The following is a 23,051-nucleotide window of genomic DNA, read 5'->3' as shown; positions in this document are numbered from 1 at the left end:
TCTCTTCCTTCAAAGATGAGCTGTAATTAGCTACTTAAATCATTGTCTTTTTGTGATACAATGAACAAGACAAAGATACTTACTCTACGAGACGAGGGATTTAAATGAAAGAAATTGATTTGAATACATCTGTTTACGATCTTGTTACTACTTATCCTGAGATTGGACAAGTTTTATATGATATGGGATTAAAAGATATTAAAAACCCTGCTGTATTGAACACTATGGGAAGATACATGACTATACCTAAAGGGGCAAAAATGAAAAAAGTAGAATTAAAAACAATTGTTATCCAGCTAAATAAAATGGGCTTTATCATTAAGGAGTGATTCTTTGGAAAATACAACTGTTTATCGCCAGAAAAAAATTGTTGAAATTTTAACCTTACTTCATGAAGGAGGAGCATTTGAAGAAGCTAAAAAACTATTTGATGAATCATTTGATGGTGTAGATGTTAGTGAAATCACTTCTGCTGAACGAGAACTGATTGCTAGCGGATTAGACCCTTCTGAAATTCAGCATCTTTGTAATGTTCATGCCGCTGTTTTTAAAGGTTCTATTCGTGATATCCATCAATCAAACTACGAACATGAACAACCAGGACATCCTGTCCATACCTTGAAATTAGAAAACAAAGTTATTCAGTCTCTTCTTGAAGACGAAATACGCTGGACCTTTGAGCAAGTTGCTAAGGGAAATGACTCCCAAAAGGAACGATTGAAAAATGCTTTAAAAGATTTATCTCAAATTAACAAACATTATGCTCGAAAAGAGACTCTTATTTTCTCTTACATGGAACGTTATGGTATTAGCGCTCCACCCAAAGTAATGTGGGGTGTGGATGATGCCATACGTGCAGCTATCAAAGATGTGATAAACTACATTGATGATGAGAAAGCTGCTATTAATCCCTTACGAGACAAGATTGATCATATCATCGATGAAGTTGAAGAAATGATTTTTAAAGAAGAAGAAATTATGGTTCCAATGGTCTTAGATGTATTTCGCTTGAAAGACTGGCAAAAGATAGCTGAAGATAGCTTTGATATTGGCTTTTCCTATATAGCTAACCCATTACCCTGGAAACCAAGTATTGAGGCCTTAGCTGTCGAAAGCGAACAAGAAGAGGGAAAAAAAGCAGCAGCAAAGAAAGCAGCAGCTATGACTGACGCCATTGCGGAAGATCCACCCATTGACCAATCAGAACAATACGATTGGCAAGATGGCGCTTTAAGTGAAGGTGAAATTGTCTTGCCAACAGGTGTTCTGAAGCTAAAAGAGTTATCTGGGATTTTTGGTGTCTTACCTGTAGACCTAACATTCGTTGACAAAGACGACCGTGTCCGTTTTTATTCAGAAGGAAAAGATCGGGCCTTTCCGCGTACAAACTCCATCATCGGCCGTGAAGTTATTAATTGTCACCCTCCAAAAAGTATGCACATGGTACAAAAAATTCTTGATGGCTTTAGATCAGGTGAACGAGAAGAAGCTGAGTTTTGGATTAATATGGCTAATCGAGTCATTTACATTCGCTATTTTGCTATCCGTGATAAGGAAACAAAGGATTATCTCGGCTGTTTAGAAGTCACTCAAGATATCACAAAGATTCAAAAAATAAATGGAGAATGTCGCTTATTAGATGATAATTTTTAACAGAGCTTACTCCTTAAGAAAAAGAGCAAAGAAAACTACATGTAGTTTTCTTTGCTCTTTTTCCATTCATTTTTTCAACTCTTTTAATTCTGTTATTGCATCGGTTAAGCGATCAATAATTTTATCAGATAAATTCTGATTAAAATTAAACCTTTCATCTCTCTTAGCTAAAACATACATACCTGCAGCTTTTGCAGCTGTAATGCCATGAGTAGAATCTTCAATAACCAGACATTCTGCCGGTTCCACATCTAATTGGACTGCAGATTTTAAATAAATCTCAGGGTTAGGTTTAGATTGTCTGAACATATCCCCACTTAAAATAGACTCGAAATAATGTGACAGGTTACACTCTTCTAATACTTTTTGAATTTCTGCCATTGAAGAAGATGAAGCTAAAGCAATCTTATATTGATTTTCTACAAGCCAGTCTAATAAAGTTTTTAAATTAGGATCCAGTATGTCATTATTGTTAACTGGTCGATCTTTGAAATATTCCTCGTAGGCTTGATCATACTCATGCTTGTTTAACGTTTTACCCCAGATACGTTGAATCGTGTCCCATGTATCTGTTGAGCTAGCTCCAGCAATCTTATCTAACTCTTCAAGGTCAGGATGGACCTCATTAACTTTAAAAAATTCATGTAACCTTTCATAATAAATGGGTTCTGTATCAACAATTACACCATCCATATCAAAAATAACGGCTTTAATCATCTGTATTTCCTCCTCAGTTGTTGTCACATTCATCGTCTAATAGTTGTATGTTCTATTATTCTCTTCATTGTAACAAACTTTCCCAGTGAAGCGAATACCGTTGATAATTATTGTCTGATTAACTTCTAGAAAATACAATATAGTGGATAACCAAAGTATCTATTTGAAAAATTAATCCTATTAAAAAATGCTTAACTAGCTATTATACTGCTAAAAAAGACTAAATGGAAAAGAGTTTACTGCTCCATCAATAAAATAAGGTACCATGTACACAGTATTATTTTTACTTCTATCATCGTCTCCTTACAATCAGAGATTAACATTATTAACTATACTATTTTAGAGAATCACGTCCATGTGGTAGCTTCTTTCCCGTCACATAAATCCTTTCGTTCCGTCGTGAAGTCCATTAAGGAAACATCTGCGCAAAAACAGGTTAAAAAATGTCCTCCTATAAAGAAAGTTATGGAAAGTTTCATCACCCTACCATGGGCTAATTTTATTGTGGGTACACTGGGTGAGATTTCAAAGGGAGTCGTTCTAAACAATGTGTACAGTCCGTTAAAAACCTACGATAGTGAACACAAAAGACGGAATCATCTCCTAGTTAAAACAAGAAGTAGATAGGTTATGCCCTTGATAAAAGACAACGTTAGTTCAATCTCTTTTTATTTTTATTAGACAAACAGGATTCTACTAAAACAACCCTTTATTTAAAATAATAAAGGGTTGTTTCAGTAAATATTATCCACAAATAATCTCTAACGAAAAATAATTCTTATTGAGCTTTATCTATATATGCATATTTATAACTCGTGCTACCAAATACGGGCAGATAAATATCTTTTACATAAGGTTGTTCAAGATAAGGTTCAGCTGTTTGATAAATAGGTATGTCTACATAATGCTCTCCTAGAGCAACTTTCTCCGCTTGAATCATTGATTCCCATCTCGCTGATAAATCATTATACTGCTGATTACTTTTTTCAATCAATTGATCTACATCCTCAAACGAATAGTTTCCACGATTGATTTCTGTACCAAAACGTTCGACAAAATTAATTGGATCTGCGAGATCAGCTGACCAATAAGTTGTAGCCATTTGGTAATCGCCTTTTTTAACGTTATCTAATCTAGAATTATCAGGCATTTGTCGAATCTCAATAGTTAGACCTGGCAAATTCTTTTGATACTCACTTTGAATAAATTCAGCTAATTTCTTGCTATCTTCGGTATCAGACGTTGTTAGCTCCAACGTTATTTCCTTTTTATCTAGCTCTCTTAAGCCTTCTTCCCAAGCTTTTTGTGCTTCTTCAATGTTAAAACTAGCTATATCTCCTGCTTCTTCACGAAAATCAACATTTGTTTCAGGATTTTTAGCCAGCCCCCTAGGAACATGACCATACATAGGCTCAGAACCATCTTGTAAGACATTCTCTGTAAAAGTTTTACGATCAATAGCTGTCATCATTGCTTTTCTTATATTCTTATTGGCTAATTCAGGTATTTCTTGGTTTAGTTCCAAATAATAAATCCAGGCCTTATCTTTTGTTTTAAAATCTTCGTTATTTTTGTATTGAGGAACAAAGTTTCCTGATAAAGAAAATATATCTAATTGTCCTGAATCGTATAGATTAATGCCTGTTCCTACCTCTTTTACAACTTGAGCATTGACTTCATCAAGTTTAACGGTATCTTTATCCCAATAACCATCATTTTTAACATACTTCCAAGAATTTCCTTCAGCTGCAGTCCAATCTGATAAGACAAATGGTCCATTGTAAATGGTTGTCTCAGCACTTAAGCCGTAATTTTCACTTTGTTCAGTCACATAAGCTTCGTTTTGTGGAAAATAAGGCGGAATGGTTAACAGGTTAATAAAGTAAGGTACTGGTTGTTCTAATGTTACTTTGACTCTTTTATCTCCTACAGCTTCAATTCCTAATTCATCAACCGTCTTTTCACTAGCTAAGATAGCTTCTGCATTTTTTATAATTCCTGAAAATAAATAAGCATATCCAGAGCCATTAGCAGGATCAACCATTCTTTGCCAAGCAAATTGATAGTCAGCCGCTGTAACTGGCGTTCCATTTGACCAATTAGCGTCTTCACGAATATTAAAGGTGTAGGTTAATCCATCTTCTGAAATTTCCGGCATGTTTTTTGCGTCTGCTGGTACTATTTCACCGGATAAATCATAGGAAAGCAATCCATCAAAGACATTGTTCATTGCGGTAAAGTTGGTCGTAGAAATCGTCGTATCCATTGTATCCATTTCTGAATCCGCGGCTATATTAAGGATTTGATTTTCTTCTTTATTATTGTTAGTCTTCTCTTTATCCGTATTCGTTGCACAGCCGCCTATAACTACAGTTAGTGCAGCTAGTATAACTAAGCTTGTTTCTTTATTTTTAGTCATCTTTTTTACTCCTCTTTTTTTAGTATAATAGTTAGCATTTTAATTAGTTAGTACTAAAATTGATTTAATTACCATCTTTTTAACTTCCATCATTAGTTAAAAACCAAAAAAATACATGAGTTATTAAAACTCATGCACACAGAAAACATTCTTTAAATATGGTTAAACTAAGGACACTTAAGTCATTATAATCTATTCGATGCACCCTCTATCAGTCAAAAAAATACACAGAGAACGATTTATATAGATTAAACTAATTAAGGCAGTATACTAGAAGCCATTTTGAAAGACTGTAACTGTTCACATGGGTCACTCGCATAACATCGAAAACACAACCTAGTTTCACAGCACATTTTTGGCTTCCTCCTTTTGGTTATTAGCTTATTTTAAAATCTCTTTATTATGAGTAAATTAATCTTAACAATCGGATTTCACCTTGTCAATTTATTTGATTTTTCAAAAAACAGCTTTTAAGATAATACGATTAGTAGAAATTTGTTATAACTATTCTTTTAGCTAGCTTTTTTCAAGCATTATTCTTTCTACAATCCACTATTTGCGGTACTTTGTTGACTTGACATTACACAATCAATCACGATAATCGCACCTAAAGCTAATAATGCATGCGATTCATCCTTGATATCTAAGGCATAAGAGTCTCCCCACGTCAGCCATTCTTTAGAAATATCTGCAACTATTCCTTGATTGTTAACTATCTGATAATTGTGTTCCCAAATAGACCCTTCTACTTGCCAAGAGGGCCCTTCAATCGTATAGGATGGCTTGAAAAAAGTAAAATCTTTACTTATTTTTGCTTGTTCTTTACCGTCAATGCATAATGAATAGGTAGGTAAAAACTTCCAGAGTTGTTGTTCAATATACAAGACTTCTTTTCCGTTTTTATCTTTTACATGTAGTTTTTTACCCCACGATAGAAGTTCACCTTCTACTGAATAAACATCTTGACCTAGACTATTTTTTACCATAAATTTATCTTTCCAAGAAAAAAGTTTCTGTTTAATGTAATAATTCATTTATCTCACCCTTCTTATGAAAATAGTTTTTAATATAAGGATTGTTTTACTTGAAAATTATTTTCTTGCTCGAAACCCACTATAACTAGCTACTTACAAAAAGAAACAACACAGTTATCTATCTTACGAACCCTACTTTAATAATAAGCTTATTATCTTTACAACCAATGACACTATTTCTTTTTCATTCAATTGATTCACATCGTGTTCTTATTAATAAAAGCCCAATCTTCCTTATATTTTATAGAATAAGTTATTTTTTCTCTCTTCCTTAAACTCCTTCCTTAAAGTATACTCGTATTCACTTAAAACTGTAACTAAAATAAAACTTTCTTACCCTAAATTACTCTTTATGAACAAAAACAGAGCAGACTAAGTTTTAGTCTGCTCTGTTTTTTTAGTTAATCATTTTTGAAATAATAAAATTTACTTAGTCATTTTTCATAAGAATTGTCTTTATTAGATATATTTACTTAATAATCAAGCATCTAGTCCCTTTTTTTATTTGATTTAACACTATTTTATAGCAGCTTGAGCTGCAGCTAAGCGGGCAATTGGTACACGAAAGGGAGAGCAAGAAACGTAGTTTAATCCTAATTGTTGGAAGAACTCAATAGAGGCTGGATCTCCACCATGTTCTCCACAAATCCCTATTTTAAAGTTTGGCTTCGCTTGGCGCCCTTTTTCAATAGCTATTTTTACTAATTGACCAATCCCTTCTTGATCAATCGTATCAAATGGCCCTTTTTCTAAAATATTTTTCTCTATATATTCAGAAATAAAACTTCCAGAATCGTCTCTTGAAAAACCAAAGCCCATTTGAGTTAAATCATTGGTTCCAAAACTGAAGAAATCAGCTTCTTTTGCGATTTTATCAGCTGTTAATGCAGCTCGCGGAACTTCAATCATTGTTCCAATATGGTAAGTCAGAGTTTGGCCCTTCTCTATGAAGACTTTTTTAATTTCGTCTTCTATTTCTTTTTTAATATAGACCAATTCTTTAACATCACTGATTAGCGGAACCATGATCTCTGGTTGGACCTCAATCTTACTAATTATCTTAAACTCGAGAGCCGCTTCCATAATCGCTCTAACTTGCATTCTACTAATTTCGGGATACGTTATACCTAAACGAACACCACGGTGTCCCAGCATTGGGTTTACTTCGTTCAATTCAGTGATGCGGTCCTTTAATTTCTCTTCACTTAGCGACATCGTCTCAGCTAACTGGCGAATTTCTTCTGCTTTAACAGGTATGAATTCATGTAAGGGTGGATCTAACAGGCGAATCGTCACAGGACGTTCTTCCACGACTTGATAAATTTGGTAAAAATCATCTTTTTGCATAGGCAATAGTTCGCCTAACGCCTTTGCTCGTTCTTGAACAGTCCCAGCTAAGATCACTCTTCTAACTGAAGAAATACGATCTTCTTTAAAAAACATATGCTCTGTTCTAATCAGTCCAATTCCTTCTGCTTTAAACTCTAGCGCTTGCTTTGCATCTTCTGGTGTATCTGCATTAGCTCGAACGGCCATTGTTTTTATTTCGTCAACCCAACCCATTAACTCAGTGAATTTGCCTCCTAAAGCTGGCTTTGTTTTTTCTATATCATCAAGATAGACCATTCCCGTTGAACCATCTAAGGAAAGCAAGTCTCCTTCATATAAAATTCCACCTTTATATTTTAACGTCTTTTCTTCTTCATTGATTGTCACCTCTGAACAACCAGCAACACAGCATTTACCCATGCCACGAGCGACTACTGCAGCATGAGAAGTCATTCCACCCCTGGCTGTCAATATTCCTTCTGCCTTCACCATGCCAGAAATATCTTCAGGAGACGTTTCCTGTCTTACTAAAATAGTTTTTATCCCTTTTTCATAAGCTGCTTCTACTGCTTCAGCGGTAAAACAAATTCTTCCTGAGGCTGCACCAGGAGAAGCTGCAAGTCCTTTTGCTATATGAGTTGCTTGTTCAATCGCTTTTAAAGCAAAGTTAGGGTGCAGTAATTGTTCTAATTGTTGTGGCTTAACACGCATTAAAGCTTCTTCTTTAGTTATTTTGCCTTCTTTATGTAAATCGACAGCAATACAAATAGCTGCTTGGGCTGTTCTTTTACCATTCCTTGTTTGTAATAAATAGAACGTATTGTCTTCAATAGTAAATTCGATGTCTTGCATATCTTTGTAATGATTTTCAAGCGTTTTTGCAGCTTCTTTTAATTGTTGGTACCCTTTTGGCATCAATACTTTCAATTCAGCTATTTCATTTGGCGTACGAATGCCTGCAACAACATCTTCTCCTTGCGCGTTCAATAAAAACTCACCAAATAATTTCTTATCACCATTTAAAGGGTTTCTAGTAAAAACTACCCCCGTACCAGAAGAGTCGCCTTTATTCCCAAAAATCATTGCTTGGATAGTGACAGCTGTTCCATTTAATTTAGAGATGCCTTGCATTTCTCTGTAAAATACTGCTCTAGGATTATTCCATGAAGCAAATACCGCCTTAATAGCTAATCTCAATTGCACTATTGGTTCTTGTGGGAATTCTTCTTTTGTTTCTCTTAAATAAACTTCTTTGTATTTTTTTACAATCTCTTTTAAATCATTCCCATCAAGTTCTTTATCTAATTCGACTCCCTTTTTTTTCTTCGTTTTTTCTATTATTGTCTCAAAATGTACTTTAGGAATCTCTAAGACTACATCTGAGAACATCTGGATGAAACGACGGTAACTATCATAAGCAAAACGTTCATTAGCAGTGGTTTTTGCTAGACCAATGACTGAGCGATCATTTAACCCTAAATTTAAAATAGTATCCATCATTCCTGGCATCGAGTGAGCTGCACCTGAGCGTACAGATAAAAGTAAAGGATTTTCTCTATCTGAAAATTTTTTATTTGTTATCTGTTCTAGCTCTTTTAAGTGACTCTCTATTTCATTATCTAAACTAGCCCAAATCGTTTGACCTTCAGACAAAAAACGCTTACAACTTTCTGTAGTCAATGTGAATCCTGGAGGGACAGGCAAGGATAGCTTTGTCATTTCAGCTAAGTTTGCTCCTTTACCACCAAGTAATTCTTTCATTTCTTTTTTACCTTCTTTAAAGTTATAAACGTATTTTTCAGCCATTTTTTCAACCTCTTTCTTTTTTATCGGTTTTTTATTCTTTATTAAAATAGGTACCCGTTTTTTTTAAATAATCGAAAATTAAATTAGCTGTTTCTTCTATTGCATTATCAGAAACATCAATAACCAAACAGCCTATTCTTTTCATAATCTTATCAGCGTAATCTAGCTCTTCTAAAATACGGTTCATTTCTGCGTAACTTGCATTGGAAGGTAATCCTAAATTTTTTAATCGTTCTTTTCTAATACTATTTAATTTTTCAGGAGTATTAGTTAAACCAATAACTTTAGAAGGCGAAATTTGATAAATTTCTTTAGGTGCTTCAGATTCAGGAAAAAGCGGAACATTAGCAACTCGTATATTTTTATTAGCTAAGTACATTGATAAAGGTGTTTTAGAGGTTCTTGATATTCCTAAGATAACTAAATCTGCTTTTAATATCCCTCTCGGATCTTTACCATCGTCGTATCGAACAGAAAATTCAATTGCTTCAATCCGTTTAAAATACTCTTGATCCATTTTCCTAATGATACCTGGTTCCCCTAAAGGTTTTAAAGAGGTTGCTTGTTCTATTGCAGCTAAACCATTACCTAATAAATCTACTAGGAAAATAGAGTTTTTTTCAGAAAATTCTTTGATATATTGCCTTAATTCTTGTTGGACCAATGTATAAAAGATAACTGTATTTTCTTCTTCAGATACATTAGCAAGTATTTTTTCTACTGTTTTTTTAGTTATTACATGGGTAAATTTTTTAATTCCCTCAACTTCTATAGAATACTGAGAAAGAATTGAGTGTATCACTTGCTCACCTGTTTCTCCTATTGAATCAGAGATAAGGTAAATTGTTAAAGGTTTCATATGGTCCCCCTACATTTCATTTTTAATAATCGCCAAGAATAAGCGACTGATTACTGTTTTTGAAAATTTCCCAACTATTTTTAACTGTTTTATTTCATCCCCTTTATTTGATTCGATAACTGGAAGACTATCAACCTCGTGCTCTAACAATTTTTTTGTAGCGACTTCAACCGAATCACTACTGAATATATAGGCAACATTAGGTACTCTAGTCATTGCCATGCTAACAGGTATTTCTTCAATGCTCATTTTCCCAATAACTGTTTTTAACAAGTCTTTTCTAGAAACAAGACCTACAAGTTGATGATTTTCTGTAATATAAATTGAGCCTACATCTTCTAGGAACATTTTAATTACAGTATCCTGAATAGATGTATTGGAACTTACTATTACTGGGACACTCATAACATCTTCTACCTTTTTTTCTTTTATATCCTTTATAATAAAGGGAACTACTTTATGTGCATTATAAAAATAACCAACTTTAGGTTTTGCTATCACTAATTCACACAAGGTCAGAAAAGATAAATCAGGTCGTAATGTTGAACGTGAGAAACCCAGTAACGTAGCAATTTTCTCACCTGTAATAGGTTCATTTACTTTTACAATATCAATAATCTCTTTTTGTCGTTCACTTAAGTCCATTGGCTAACTCCTCTATATAGTATGTCTTAATAGACATATAGTATGTCACAATAAAAGAATTGTCAACCCTTTACCTACCTTTTAGTTGTTTCATCTCCCAATAAGACTCTTTTATTCTATTTTTCACCATTAAACTATTCTATTTTACAAAAAAATAAGGAGCTAAGACAAGATAACTTGTCCTAGCTCCATTTTCTTTTAACTTAACTGATCATCTTCTGAATAGAAGTGAACTTTATTTCTGCCGCTCTTTTTCGCTGCGTAAAGGGCTTGATCGGCATGAGTATATAAGTGATCTATTTCTTTTGTCGTCTCACTATAAATTGTAATCCCGATAGAAATGGTAATATGAATAGATACAGTTCCATCTTTTATTACAAAAAATGAATTTTCGACTATTTTTCTTAATGATTCTGCTTTTTCATAGGCTTCTGCTTTTGTACAATTATGAATTAAAACTGAAAATTCTTCTCCACCATTTCTAGAAACAATATCCTCTGGGCCTTGGCTCATTTTTAAAATAGCTGCTAATTTTCTTAGTACCACATCGCCTTCTGAGTGTCCATAAGTATCATTCACTTGTTTAAAGCGATCAATGTCTAAAATCATAATAGCAACACTTTTATCTTGTCTACTTTTTGCTTGATTAAAAGCTCTATCAAAGCTACGGACATTATTTAAACCCGTTAACGGATCAGTGAAAGCAAAATCTTTATGCTGTTTAAATAAAAGTTCGCTTTTAGTTAGATATTCCATTATATAAACTGCAACTAATCCTCCTAGGATAGAAATAATCCAGTAATCCAATAATAAAATATAATTAATACCTGTTATTGATTGAACGATTATAGCTAGCAAAGTATAAACGATATTACTTAAACTTATCATAACAACAACCGAAGTCCAACGATTCTTTATTTTTTTAGAACAGTAATAAAAAAATATCCACGAAAGTAAAATAAAGATAACATTAGAAAGTGAATAGATATTTATATCTATCATAAATCTAAAAATAATAATAATAACGGATGTTACAAATGTTGCCCTCCAACCACCATAAAGGACTGTTAGCATCAAAGGAATAACTCGAAGGTCAATAAACGAATTTAATCCTGTTACAATACTAAAATGCATCAAAATAATACCTAATAGACCGCTTAGTATACCACTTTTAACCAATGAGTAGTTATTTTGGCAACTTTTAGAGATGCTTCTAGCTAGTTGTTTATAAACGAATAGAGAAGAAATCAATACACAAAGATTTAAAAAAAATCCCTCATAAGTTGATATCATTAGCAATTCACCTCTTTTCTATTGACTTCCTTATTTCTTCAATAGAGATAATATTTTATAATGTTAGTACTCCAATTATACTACAGTTATTTAATTATATCGACTAATTTCGCACAATGTAGAAAAATTTATACTATTACTTAGTTGGATTTAATTTCACGTTAAGCTTATCCTGACATATTTTTGTTCCTTATTTTGTTTTTTATTTTTTTAAAATCGGCTTATATTAATCGCTATTAGTTTTTCACCTTTGATAAAAAATAAGACTCTATAAAAAAAGGTAGAGAATTATTTTTTAGTCTTTAATTATTTTATTTACTAGCTAATGGGTTACGAGAAATTTTATTGAAGTCTGCTCTTACAAATGAATTGGTTGCTAGGTATAAGAATAGTGCTCCAAAAATAGCAATAATCCCACCACTCATCCAAGGTGTTATAATAAACCCATTTAAATCAAACACTAAACCTAATTTTAATAAGTCTTCTTGAGGTAATCCACCTTTTTCTAACATGATTGTTCTGAAAAAAGCTGTTGTATACGTCATCGGATTAAAGTAAGAAACAAACTTAAGTACTTTCGGCAAGAAATCTATTGGAATATAGGCTCCTGATAAGAATGTGAATGGTAATACTACTGCTTGTTGCACCACTTGAAACGTAGAGGCACTTTTTACTTTTGAAGCCAAAAACAACCCTAATCCTGAAAAGACTAACCCAACCATCATTAATGCAAATAAAACATAAATAATGGTTTCCCAGTTAGTAAATCTTAATCCTGTAAAGAAACCGATAATTAAAATGAGAATCCCTTGAGCCGTTGAAATTGTAGCAGCTGATAACATTTGTCCTAGAGCTACTTTAAAACGACTAGTTGGACTTACTAATATTTCTTTCATAAATCCTGAAACGGTATCATCTATTGTAGATGTTGCAATATTTAGCGACGTCTGAAAAACAGTTGCAACAATAATCCCTGCTAATAAAAAGGCTATAGGATCTTCTACTTGATCGTTTTTAAAAATTGAACTAAAGACGTATAGGAAGAAAAATGGAATAACTAACGATGTAACTAGCTTGACTCTATCTCGTACAAAGCCACGTATATTTCTTAGCCAAAGTGCTGAAATAGTTCTCATTCTGACGTCTCCTCTCTTATTTCTTTACCTGTAATCTCCAAAAAGACATCATTTAACGTTCCTTTTTTAATCTCTAAATCTTTCACTTCATTTTTAAACACTTGGATTAAATCTAAGAATTGTTGAATGTCATCTATACCAACAACTATATGAAAGATGTTTTTTTCTTTTTTAAATGAAAAATTTTCTTTTATTAACGTTTCTTCAAATAGAGCTGGATTTTCAACTTGTACAGTCGCTTTATCTTTTGTGTAAAGACGTTTTAAGTTTGCGGGTGTATCATCCACCATAATCTTCCCATTATCCATAATTGCAACATGGTCACAAATTTCTGCTTCGTCCATATAGTGGGTTGTCAAAAAGATTGTAATATTTTTTTCTTTTTGTAATCTTGTAATGTACTCCCACATTTTATTTCGCGTTTGAGGATCTAAACCACTCGTTGGTTCATCTAAAAATAAAACTTTTGGGTAATGTAAGAGTGCACGAGCAATCTCGACTCGCCTTTTCATACCCCCAGATAAATTAGAGACACTCTTATCTTTCCAATCTAATAAATCAACTAAGTCTAATACAAAATGGATACGATCCTTAACTTCATTTTTTGGAACTCCATAAAAAACACAATGCATATTCAGGTTTTCAGTGACTGTCATCTTTTCATCTAATGTTTGAGTCTGGAAAACAACCCCAATTGCTTTTCTTACTTCATCTTTTTCAGTCGAAACATCTTTTCCATCGATTATTAACGTGCCAGACGTTTTTTCCATCATCGTAACTAGAGTGTTAATTGTTGTACTTTTCCCAGCTCCGTTTGGTCCCAGAAAAGCGAAGATACTTCCTTCTTTCACACTAAAAGAAACGTCATCAACTGCGGTAAAATCACCATATTTTTTAGTATAGTTTTTAACTTCTATGATTGGTTGCATCTTTTTTCCTCCTTTTATTCTCTTTAACAAAGAGAGTAGTGGATAGCTAATTGAAGAAAAGCTGCCCTGCTAATGTTACTCACGTGTAACTTCAAGCATCAGTATAAAGACGTCAAATAATGATGTCAAGAATATAAGCTTGAATAATCTAAGAAATAAATCGTTTAAAAAACAACATGAAAAAAACATTCATGTTGTAACTAACTATTTTTTTGTTCTTCTTTTTTAAAACGGCTGCCTATTAAAAAATAGCTACTATCTTTATATTAAGGATTTTTCAAAAAACTAATTGTAGATCATTCTTACTAATACATTAGTTCTTTACCTAATATCAAATGATTCAATCGGCTCAGGACCTCGCATAACATCTCTCCCAATTGCTAGCACTCCTTCAGAGTTTATTTTAATTTTCCATCTCACCAATTGGATTTGTCCTTCAGTTAGTTCAATACACGTAATAATTGTAGGGTAAACACAACAACCTGAATTAAAATAAGGAAGATCTTCACTTTTTGGAAACTTAAATCTATGTGTATGTCCACAAATGAGTGCTATTTTATTTTTTTGAATCCACTTATTAAAATTTTTTTCAATTTTATGTCGCTTTGTCACATTTTTTACAGGGCTTGATGGATTTCTTATTCCAAATCCATGTAAAAATCTCCAAAAACATCTGATAGAAAGCTTTGTGAAAAATGCAAATTGATCGTTAGGTGCATCTCCTTGGTGACCGTGTACTGTGAAAATTTCTTGTCCCGTTTCTAAGTTTCTTAACACTAAGGCTTCTATTGGTTTTAAACCTTTAAGAAAATCAAAAAAAACTTCATTGTACTCATCATAGTTAGTATAATAATTTTCTTCAACATACTTTTTATTCTTTAATAATAAATCATGATTACCATATAATCGTATCAGTCGTCCTTCATCAAAAAAATCTTTAATCACATCGAATACTTCACGATGCGCATTTTTTGTGTATTTAAAGTCCGAGTATTCTAACAACTCATCACCATCACCTGCTTCAACGTAAGTAAACCCATTTTCATAATAATAATTTAGTGCATGATGATAAATATTTCTGTTTCGAGCAAATTCATCTGACATACTACCATTTCCTCTATGGACATCACTAAAAAAGATGTATTTCGATGTTTCGTTAAAGTATTCTACTCTAGCATTTTTATAAGCCTCTGTTAGGCGTCTATCGGTAAACATACTTTCACCTCTTTTGCGTTATTTACGAACTAACCTCTCCACTCTATTATCATTAGTATACTTTATCTACACTTATAGTAAAAACGATAAGCCGTTTGATAAGTTCCAATAAAATAAGTCCTTACCTCTATAGAATAAAAAAAACCCTTCTTCTCGTAACGTTAAGAAAGAACTTTTCATTTGGCTTTCTATTGCTCTATCTCTTAATTTTATTGCTGCTTATCTTCTTTCTATAATGAAAAATTAAAGATAGCTGAAGGCATTAGATAATCCAATAGAAAAAGTACTTCTTCTTGAATATGACCAATGATATTAAGCGTTCCATCATTTTTCATATGTTTTAAGGCAATTTGCATTTCCCCTCTGCATTGTCCAAAATCATTGTTACAAATTAAAATATCGCCTTTTTTAATAGCGTCTGTTTGGTGTGCTGGAAAGTTTTCATTTTTGTAGTGAACTCTTGTCATAGATGGACGAATCATATACGCAGAGATATCCCCACGATAAGAATAAACTTCTTCTAAAATAACTTTCTTTTCTGAATCCGTTACATTTTCATTAAATACCCTTTTTACTTGTGGATAAGATTCTAAATGAGCTTCTGCTAATGTTTTTAATTCTTCTTCTGTTGCATAGGCATTTCCAATTAGTAAATCATCAATGGAATCCCTCAATTTATAATGCGTTGTTTGCGTATGAATAGACATATGCCGGTGTTCTTCCAATGTACATAGCCTTGCTGTGCTGGCTAAGGACCGAACTCATTGTTTTCAGCAGTTACAAATGCGGCCGTGTGCAAACGGCATTAATTAAATTGTGCCGTTGTTCGTTCGAAATGTTTTTGAAATAAACCTGTGTAACGTTATGGGTAAAAGTTAGGAGAAGCAATTAACTAATCTCGATTTGGACGATTACTCATCACGTTATCGATATAATTTTCCCCCCCACTCATATTTACTTCTATTTTTAATTTCTCTGAGTTCTCTGTCATCGTTAATTCCTTTGCTCCAGTGAAGCCTAAATCTAAGCGAATAACACCTGCACCAATTTTTAAAAAAAAGCTTAAGTCTGTGTAACTGGTACCAAGTTACCCAAATAAATTAGGGTTAATATCTAAAATAGCCTCAATCCCCACTGAATGAGCGTAATCTATTACTTTCTTGAACTTTTCAACGACTTCTGTTGTATTGCTTTCAAACTCTAAAAGACTAATAAAAGCAGGTGTAGAAGCGTATTCACTTGCTAAATCTAAATAGTTTTTATCGCTTTCAAACGTACTTTTTGCTGGGCAGATAGAAATCCCTCTATTTTTTATCCTTCTATCAAACAATGTTAAACATTCTTTTATTGATCATAAAGGAAAGCAGTCTTTTAAACATATCAAAGTAAAATAAAAAAAGAAGGAAGGAATTTATTTAATCTCCACACCTTCTCTTCTTTATTTTTTAAAGCTTATCCTAGTTATGCATCAAAACACTACTTTTTCAACTTCTTTAATCGGTTGACTTTTTATTGGTTCATTATTTTCTGCAAGCAACTTATTTATAAAAATAAGTGAAATTGTAAGGGTCACAGCATCCGTATAACCTGTCAGCAGAATGAAATCGGGCGTAACAACTAATGGACTAATAATGTATCCCACCATTGTTGCTAAGAATGACAGTAGGCGAATTCGTTTCCCTATCTAAAAGAAATAGGTATTGTTTACTAGTTGATTAAATATCGTGATACGCCACATCTTTATTTTAGCAAGAATTTAAAGTGTCTTCTTTTTAACTCTATCGATTAATAACGAAATCAAAAAAATTGCTTCTACTTTTGAATTCTTTATAATAAACTAAAAGATTTAATAAGCACCTATCTGTTAGATAAACGAAGGAGGAAGTTAAATTGAAAGAATCGAACAACCTTAATTACGTAGCTCCTAATAACGAAGGGAAGATTGATTTCATAAATACCTATGATCTCGAAGAAATGGCTCGTAACATTATCCCAACTGGGGGATATGGGTATATTTCTAGTGGGGCAGGCGATTTATGGACCCTTGAACAAAATATTGCTGCTTTTAATCACAAACTTATCGTACCAAGAGTTTTGGCAGATATTGAGAAACCCGATATGTCCACTACTGTATTTGGAGACGATATTTCTCTACCCATTATTATGGCTCCAGTGGCTTCTCATGGACTAGCACATGTTAATGGAGAAGTAGCTACCGCTAAAGGGGTCGCTGCTAGCAAAACAATCTTTACCATTAGCTCCTATGCAAACAAATCCTTTAAAGAAATTTCTGCTGCTGGTAATGGTGCTCCTCAATGGTTCCAATTTTATATGAGTAAAGATAATGGAATTAATCGAGCTATTTTAGATGAAGCAAAGTCTAACGGGGTGAAATCCATTGTTTTGACGGCTGATGCAACAATCGGTGGAAATCGTGAGATGGATAAGCGAACAGGCTTTGTCTTTCCTCTTGGTATGCCTATCGTAGCTGCTTACCAATCTGGGGTTGGTCAAAATATGGATGCCGTATACGGCTCTTCTAAACAAGCGCTAAGCCCACGTGATGTTGAATTCATTGCCGATTATTCTGGTCTTCCGGTCTTTGTAAAAGGTATTCAGTGTGCGACTGATGCTCATGCAGCGATTGAATCCGGTGCTGGTGGAGTTTGGGTTAGCAATCATGGTGGAAGGCAAGTTGATGGTGGAAGGCCTGCTTTTGATTCTTTAAAAGAGGTTGCAGACGCTGTCAACAAGCGAGTCCCGGTTGTATTCGATAGCGGAGTTCGAAGAGGGACTCATGTTTTTAAAGCTATTGCTGAAGGTGCCGATTTAGTTGCCATCGGTCGGCCTGTCATTTACTCTTTGGCACTGGGCGGATCGCAAGGAGTAAACCAGGTTTTTGATTTCTTTAAAAATGAATTAGCTAAAACAATGCAACTAGCTGGTACGCAAACAATAGAAGACATAAAGAAAACAACATTGAGTCCTTATCCCTGGTCTTAATTTCCACTTATTGTTCTTAATTAAATAAAATAAGACGGCAAAGGAAACTATTTCCTTTACCATCTTATTTTTAATTGTTTTGTTTAGAACAGTCCTGTAATCTCGCCAGCTTCGTCTACATCAATGTTTTCAGATGCAGGAACTTTTGGTAAACCAGGCATGGTCATAATGGCGCCTGTCAGTGCTACAATAAATCCGGCCCCAGCAGATACTTTCAAATTCTTAATAGTAAGCGTAAACCCTTCTGGACTACACAATAAGTTTTTATTATCTGAGAAAGAATACTGTGTTTTAGCCACACATAAAGGTAAATGACCGTAACCATTTTCAGTTAATACTTTCATCTCTTTTTTAGCTTCTGCTGAGTATTCTACCCCATCACCACCGTAAACTTTTGTGACGAGTTTGTGTAATTTTTCTTCGATTGTATCTTCTGACTCATAAGCAAATCGGAAATTATTTTCTTCGTTCACTAATTTTTTAACTACGTCAGCCATTTCTAAGCCGCCTTCGCCACCTTTTGACCAGACATCAGATAAGACTGCTGGCACATTAATTTCTTGGCAAGCTTTCAACACAATATCAATTTCAGCCTGTGTGTCTGTTGGGAATTTATTAATTGAAACAACTAATGGCAATCCAAAAACATCACGCATATTGCTAATATGTTTTAACATGTTTGGTAATCCAGCTTCAACCGCTTCGTTATTTTCTTCTGATAGTTGTTGTTTCTTTACACCGCCATGCAGTTTTAATGCACGGATTGTCGCTACTAAAACAACTGCATCTGGCTTTAAATTTGCATTTCTACATTTGATATCGATGAATTTTTCAGCGCCTAAATCAGCACCGAAACCTGCTTCTGTCACAACATAATCAGCATATTTTAAAGCTGTTCTTGTTGCAATGACACTATTACAACCATGAGCAATGTTCGCAAATGGTCCGCCATGAATAATAGCCGGAGTATGCTCTAGTGTTTGGACAATGTTAGGACGAATAGCGTCTTTCAATAAAGCTGTCATTGCACCTTCCGCTTTTAGCTCACCGGCGGTAACTTGTTTGCCTGTTCTTGAATAACCAATAACCACTCGTTTGATTCTAGTTTTCAAATCTTCTAACCCATCAGCTAAACAAAGAATCGCCATAATTTCTGAAGCCACAGTAATATCGTACCCATCTTCTCTTGGAACACCATTTGTTCTTCCATTTAAACCATCAACAATGTGGCGTAATTGACGATCATTCATGTCGACGACGCGCTTCCACGTGATTCTTCTGCTATCAATATCAAGTAAGTTGCCATGGAAAATATGATTGTCTATTAAAGCAGCTAATAAGTTGTTGGCTGCTCCAATAGCATGGAAATCGCCAGTAAAGTGTAAGTTAATATCTTCCATAGGCACAACTTGAGCATAGCCTCCGCCAGCAGCTCCGCCCTTCATCCCAAATACTGGGCCAAGAGAAGGTTCTCTTAAAGCAACAACAACCTTTTCTCCTTGTTTATTTAAAGCATCGGCCAATCCAACAGACATTGTTGTTTTTCCTTCTCCTGCTGTAGTTGGAGTAATTGCAGTCACTAAAATTAACTTACCATTTGGTTGGTCTTTTAATCTTTCTAATTCGTCAATGTCTAGTTTTGCTTTGTACTTTCCGTACATATCCAATGAATCTGATTGGATACCTAATTTTTCTGCTACTTCAGTAATTGGCTTCATTGTATTTTTTTTTGCAATCTCAATATCTGTTAAAAAAGTCATTTATACTGCCCCCTATAGAATAGTGTTTCTTTTAATCAATTAGAGTGATTTTTCAATTTCCTCATAGATATCGTCTGCTATCTTGATACCTTCTGCTAAAATAGCTTTTCCTCTAGTTGTGTAATCGTTTTTAAATGCTTCATCTTTCACACCACTTAAGTTAATGCAAACATTCAACCATGCACTACATAAGCCTGCTTTCATTGTTAAAGCTGCTACGCCTAAATCACTAGCTGCGTTCATATTTGATTTACCAACCGCTTTAGCTGTTAAGTGAATAGCTTCTAGAATAAACTCCATTGTTTCAAAAGGAATCTCTGTTGCATATTTTAAAGCCGCTTGCATCGCTTCACGACGCTTTTGCTTGTCTTCATCCTTTTGCTTTGGTAAATCGAATACCGCGGATACTTGATTAAATGCTTCAGTATCTCGATCGATGCATTCTAATAGATTTGTGTTAACGGCTTTCATTTCTTCAAAAACTAGTTCCATTTCACCATTATACTCTGCATACTTTGGTTTGCCAATTGTTAAGATTGCTACGATCCTAGTTAGTGCTGCTCCAACGCCTACTACTAGTGCAGATGCTGAGCCATTTCCTGGAGTTAGTTCGTTTGATCCTAATTTCCAAATAAATTTTATAATCAGCAAACTTTACAGCCAATGACTAATTTAGTGCCTCTTAATCCAATTGAGGCTCCTCACTTTGGGAAAATATTTAAGAATCCAGCTAGCATTAAACAGACTACGATTGATAGAGCAACACCCAACACCCATCGCAAATTAAATTTTTACTTCTGGTAATTTTTGAAACAATACTTGCTCCAAAATAAGCGACTAACATTGAAAAACTAATCATTAAAACTAACGTTAAGATATCTACTTTAGCAAACGTCATGAATATGAGTGCTTCCATTACGACTGAAGTAGTTATCGCAACGTTTAGCGTTCCTGGTATCATTTTATCAGGCATCAACTTACCAATTTTAAAAACAGATGTTGATGTTGCAAAACTACCAATGCCTAATGTAAAAAAAAGTTTGCAATAAATCTTAGTACAGAAAAAGTAACAAAGTTGCTTCCTTCTTCTTCGTTTCATGCTTTCCTCATTGAAATCTTAGTTCTCCTGTTAAAATTCAGTCTATTTTTACTTTTCATGCTAATTCTATATGTAAATACTTCTATCTGCTTAAACCATAAACTGTCATTTCTTCTCTCATTAAAAAACCAGAGATGACTAATAGATTATCTATTAGTCATCTCTGGTTTCCTACTTAATACTACTGTAATCATCTACTTATTGGTGCCTTATTATAAAATAATCCTCACAATTATTTTAACTATAGCGTCTTACTTTTCACCTTTTTAGATTGTCTTCTTCACTAATCTTTCTCCATTGAAAGCCTCGCTCTTCTCTTTAAAAACTGACTAATCTCGAATAACAATTTTCCCAGTTTTTTTTAATGTCTGAAGTGGCGGACACCTGTTTTAAGCATGGCAATACCATATTTGTTTGCCATTTCGATGGAATCTTTGTCTTTTATACTACCACCAGGTTGAATGACTACTTTGATACCAAATTTTGCTGCATATTCTATACTATCACTCATTGGAAAGAAAGCGTCACTAGCCAATACCGCGCCTTTTATTGCTTTGCTTGCTTTAGCTTGTTCAATTGCAATTTTGACAGCTCCAATGCGATTCATTTGGCCAGCACCAATCCCTACAGTTTGTTGACTATTTGCTAAAACAATTGCATTACTTTTCACGTGTTTAACTATTTTCCACGCAAAATCTACAGCCTTTAGTTCATCTTCAGTTGGTTGACGCTTCGTCATTACTTCCCAATCAGCTGGATTATCTTGAAGAGGATTGTCTTGTGTCTGTTCCAAAAGACCTCCCAGTACTGACACATACTCTTTTCCATTCGCTTGTACCGTTGAGAAATCTAGTGTCATGATACGGACATTCTTTTTCTTAGTTAATAAGGCTAATGCTTCTTTTGAATAACTAGGTGCAAGAATGATTTCTAAGAATAAATTCGTTAACTTTTGAGCTGTCTTACCATCTAAAGGACGATTTGAAACAACAATTCCTCCAAAAATAGACGTCGAATCTGCTGCATAGCAACGATCAAAAGCTTCATCAATTGTTTCAGCAATGCCGACACCACAGGGATTCATATGTTTGACAGCAACTACTGCCGGCTCATCAAATTCACGTGCAATACGGATAGCTGCATCTGCATCTTTAATATTATTATAAGATAGTTCTTTGCCGTGTAGTTGAACAGTATGAGCAATCGAAAAAGGCACTGATAATGGTTCTTGATAAAAATTCGCTACTTGGTGCCCATTCTCACCATAGCGTAGATTTTGTTTTAGGTCGTAGGTTAAGGTTAGTTTTTCAGGCTCTTTTTCACCGGCAATATCCGTTAAATATTGAGCGATCAGCGCGTCGTAACTTGCCGTATGGCGAAATGCTTTCGCTGCTAAAGCTTGTCTGGTCTCAATTGCTATTATACCAGTTTCTTCTAATTCGCTGATTATACTAGCATAATCACTAGGATCACTGAGAACTGTCACACTCGCATAATTTTTAGCCGCACTGCGCAATATACTCGGACCACCAATATCAATCATTTCAATAACCTTTACTAGACGAATATTTTTTTCGCTAATAGTTTCTTTAAAAGGGTAAAGATTTACTACAACAAAATCAATTGGCACAATAGCGTGATCTTCCATTTCTGAGATATCTCCAGGTACATCTCGTCTTCCTAATAACCCTCCATGAATAAGCGGATGCAATGTTTTAACCCGACCGCCCATCATTTCTGGAAAGCCTGTTACCTCTTCCACAGAAGTTGTCAAAATATTAGCCTCCTCTAATACTTTTCTTGTTCCTCCAGTCGAAACAATTTCAACACCTTTTGCAATGAGCGCTTGTGCAAAAGTCACGATACCTGTCTTATCTGAAACGCTTATTAATGCTCTTACCATCGTTTAACACTCCTCCTTTTTTTATTCTATTCTATAGAGATAATTTTTTTGTAAAAAGATACTTTCCACTTAACTATTTTGACTGTCAGAATAGTATTCCTCTATTTCAAAATTTATATTTTATCCCTAATATAGCATAACCACTCACTTTCCCCAACTCTTTCATTTATCAAACTAGTCGTTTCATCCTGTTAACTTTTACTTTATAATTTTTTTGGTGCAACAAGAGACCATAAAAAATCGTATCTACT

At 34.0% G+C, this 23,051-nt stretch carries 18 protein-coding genes and 1 pseudogene; 4 read left to right on the top strand and 15 right to left on the bottom strand.

Annotated elements, in window-relative coordinates:
- Positions 1-104: 104 nt before the first annotated feature.
- Entirely contained in the window at positions 105-329 is a 225-nt protein-coding gene (locus B9Y54_RS05480) for a DUF1858 domain-containing protein (RefSeq protein WP_085559329.1), read from the top strand.
- 4 nt (positions 330-333) lie between these two features.
- Positions 334-1,653 carry a DUF438 domain-containing protein gene (locus tag B9Y54_RS05475; RefSeq protein WP_085559328.1) on the top strand — a complete coding sequence of 440 codons (1,320 nt, stop codon included), beginning with the start codon at positions 334-336 and terminating at the stop codon, positions 1,651-1,653.
- 66 nt (positions 1,654-1,719) lie between these two features.
- Here the strand turns inward: B9Y54_RS05475 and B9Y54_RS05470 are convergent, their stop codons facing one another.
- Complete coding sequence (locus B9Y54_RS05470) at positions 1,720-2,370, bottom strand: HAD family hydrolase (RefSeq protein ID WP_159446061.1); 651 nt, start codon at positions 2,368-2,370, stop codon at positions 1,720-1,722.
- 201 nt (positions 2,371-2,571) lie between these two features.
- Here B9Y54_RS05470 and B9Y54_RS13185 point away from each other — a divergent pair, with 201 nt between their 5' ends.
- Positions 2,572-2,997, top strand: a complete 426-nt coding sequence (locus B9Y54_RS13185) for a transposase (protein ID WP_085559326.1) — start codon at positions 2,572-2,574, stop codon at positions 2,995-2,997.
- 151 nt (positions 2,998-3,148) lie between these two features.
- Here the strand turns inward: B9Y54_RS13185 and B9Y54_RS05460 are convergent, their stop codons facing one another.
- The 10 genes and pseudogenes from B9Y54_RS05460 to B9Y54_RS05415 form a co-directional block, all read right to left on the bottom strand.
- Positions 3,149-4,789, bottom strand: coding sequence for a peptide ABC transporter substrate-binding protein (locus tag B9Y54_RS05460; protein ID WP_085559325.1), 1,641 nt, complete (start codon positions 4,787-4,789; stop codon positions 3,149-3,151).
- 542 nt (positions 4,790-5,331) lie between these two features.
- On the bottom strand, positions 5,332-5,823 hold the full coding sequence (locus B9Y54_RS05455; RefSeq protein ID WP_085559324.1) for an LURP-one-related/scramblase family protein: 492 nt from the start codon (positions 5,821-5,823) through the stop codon (positions 5,332-5,334).
- 516 nt (positions 5,824-6,339) lie between these two features.
- Complete coding sequence (ppdK, locus tag B9Y54_RS05450) at positions 6,340-8,958, bottom strand: pyruvate, phosphate dikinase (protein WP_085559323.1); 2,619 nt, start codon at positions 8,956-8,958, stop codon at positions 6,340-6,342.
- Between the two features lie 31 nt (positions 8,959-8,989).
- On the bottom strand, positions 8,990-9,817 hold the full coding sequence (locus tag B9Y54_RS05445) for a pyruvate, water dikinase regulatory protein (protein ID WP_085559322.1): 828 nt from the start codon (positions 9,815-9,817) through the stop codon (positions 8,990-8,992).
- A 9-nt stretch (positions 9,818-9,826) separates the two neighbouring features.
- Entirely contained in the window at positions 9,827-10,462 is a 636-nt protein-coding gene (locus B9Y54_RS05440) for a CBS domain-containing protein (RefSeq protein WP_085559321.1), read from the bottom strand.
- Positions 10,463-10,660: 198 nt separating this feature from the next.
- On the bottom strand, positions 10,661-11,755 hold the full coding sequence (locus tag B9Y54_RS05435) for a diguanylate cyclase (RefSeq protein ID WP_085559320.1): 1,095 nt from the start codon (positions 11,753-11,755) through the stop codon (positions 10,661-10,663).
- Positions 11,756-12,066: 311 nt separating this feature from the next.
- On the bottom strand, positions 12,067-12,891 hold the full coding sequence (locus B9Y54_RS05430) for an ABC transporter permease (RefSeq protein WP_085559319.1): 825 nt from the start codon (positions 12,889-12,891) through the stop codon (positions 12,067-12,069).
- Complete coding sequence (locus B9Y54_RS05425) at positions 12,888-13,820, bottom strand: ABC transporter ATP-binding protein (protein ID WP_085559318.1); 933 nt, start codon at positions 13,818-13,820, stop codon at positions 12,888-12,890. Before B9Y54_RS05425 ends, B9Y54_RS05430 begins: the two co-directional genes overlap by 4 nt.
- Positions 13,821-14,141: 321 nt before the next feature.
- Positions 14,142-15,035 (bottom strand): metallophosphoesterase, encoded by an 894-nt coding sequence (locus tag B9Y54_RS05420; RefSeq protein WP_085559317.1) that lies wholly within the window; start codon positions 15,033-15,035, stop codon positions 14,142-14,144.
- 230 nt (positions 15,036-15,265) lie between these two features.
- Positions 15,266-16,350, bottom strand: a pseudogene (locus B9Y54_RS05415) (DUF871 domain-containing protein).
- A gap of 575 nt (positions 16,351-16,925) precedes the next feature.
- On the opposite strand from B9Y54_RS05415, the gene B9Y54_RS05410 reads away from it, so the two are divergent.
- Positions 16,926-18,038, top strand: a complete 1,113-nt coding sequence (locus tag B9Y54_RS05410; protein WP_234987830.1) for a lactate oxidase — start codon at positions 16,926-16,928, stop codon at positions 18,036-18,038.
- An 83-nt stretch (positions 18,039-18,121) separates the two neighbouring features.
- Here B9Y54_RS05410 and B9Y54_RS05405 read toward each other — a convergent pair whose 3' ends face one another.
- The 4 genes from B9Y54_RS05405 to purH form a co-directional block, all read right to left on the bottom strand.
- Positions 18,122-19,798 carry a formate--tetrahydrofolate ligase gene (locus B9Y54_RS05405; RefSeq protein ID WP_085559316.1) on the bottom strand — a complete coding sequence of 559 codons (1,677 nt, stop codon included), beginning with the start codon at positions 19,796-19,798 and terminating at the stop codon, positions 18,122-18,124.
- A 39-nt stretch (positions 19,799-19,837) separates the two neighbouring features.
- Entirely contained in the window at positions 19,838-20,449 is a 612-nt protein-coding gene (locus tag B9Y54_RS05400; protein WP_085559315.1) for a cyclodeaminase/cyclohydrolase family protein, read from the bottom strand.
- 94 nt (positions 20,450-20,543) lie between these two features.
- Positions 20,544-20,897 carry a sulfite exporter TauE/SafE family protein gene (locus B9Y54_RS05395; protein ID WP_085559314.1) on the bottom strand — a complete coding sequence of 118 codons (354 nt, stop codon included), beginning with the start codon at positions 20,895-20,897 and terminating at the stop codon, positions 20,544-20,546.
- 361 nt (positions 20,898-21,258) lie between these two features.
- Complete coding sequence (gene purH, locus B9Y54_RS05390) at positions 21,259-22,800, bottom strand: bifunctional phosphoribosylaminoimidazolecarboxamide formyltransferase/IMP cyclohydrolase (RefSeq protein ID WP_085559313.1); 1,542 nt, start codon at positions 22,798-22,800, stop codon at positions 21,259-21,261.
- Positions 22,801-23,051 lie beyond the last annotated feature (251 nt).

The organism is Carnobacterium iners (genome assembly GCF_900177385.1).
Taxonomy (GTDB): Bacteria; Bacillota; Bacilli; order Lactobacillales; family Carnobacteriaceae; genus Carnobacterium_A; species Carnobacterium_A iners.
The sequence above is the reverse complement of the archived record's forward strand: the minus strand, read 5'-3'. Positions and strand labels throughout refer to the sequence as shown.

Coding starts and splice junctions, on each gene's coding strand:
- B9Y54_RS05480 (WP_085559329.1), top strand. CDS start 105: ATGAAAGAAATTGATTTGAATACATCTGTTTACGATCTTGTTACTACT.
- B9Y54_RS05470 (WP_159446061.1), bottom strand. CDS start 2,370: ATGATTAAAGCCGTTATTTTTGATATGGATGGTGTAATTGTTGATACA.
- B9Y54_RS05460 (WP_085559325.1), bottom strand. CDS start 4,789: ATGACTAAAAATAAAGAAACAAGCTTAGTTATACTAGCTGCACTAACT.
- B9Y54_RS05455 (WP_085559324.1), bottom strand. CDS start 5,823: ATGAATTATTACATTAAACAGAAACTTTTTTCTTGGAAAGATAAATTT.
- ppdK (WP_085559323.1), bottom strand. CDS start 8,958: ATGGCTGAAAAATACGTTTATAACTTTAAAGAAGGTAAAAAAGAAATG.
- B9Y54_RS05445 (WP_085559322.1), bottom strand. CDS start 9,817: ATGAAACCTTTAACAATTTACCTTATCTCTGATTCAATAGGAGAAACA.
- B9Y54_RS05440 (WP_085559321.1), bottom strand. CDS start 10,462: ATGGACTTAAGTGAACGACAAAAAGAGATTATTGATATTGTAAAAGTA.
- B9Y54_RS05435 (WP_085559320.1), bottom strand. CDS start 11,755: ATGATATCAACTTATGAGGGATTTTTTTTAAATCTTTGTGTATTGATT.
- B9Y54_RS05430 (WP_085559319.1), bottom strand. CDS start 12,891: ATGAGAACTATTTCAGCACTTTGGCTAAGAAATATACGTGGCTTTGTA.
- B9Y54_RS05425 (WP_085559318.1), bottom strand. CDS start 13,820: ATGCAACCAATCATAGAAGTTAAAAACTATACTAAAAAATATGGTGAT.
- B9Y54_RS05420 (WP_085559317.1), bottom strand. CDS start 15,035: ATGTTTACCGATAGACGCCTAACAGAGGCTTATAAAAATGCTAGAGTA.
- B9Y54_RS05405 (WP_085559316.1), bottom strand. CDS start 19,798: ATGACTTTTTTAACAGATATTGAGATTGCAAAAAAAAATACAATGAAG.
- B9Y54_RS05395 (WP_085559314.1), bottom strand. CDS start 20,897: ATGAAACGAAGAAGAAGGAAGCAACTTTGTTACTTTTTCTGTACTAAG.
- purH (WP_085559313.1), bottom strand. CDS start 22,800: ATGGTAAGAGCATTAATAAGCGTTTCAGATAAGACAGGTATCGTGACT.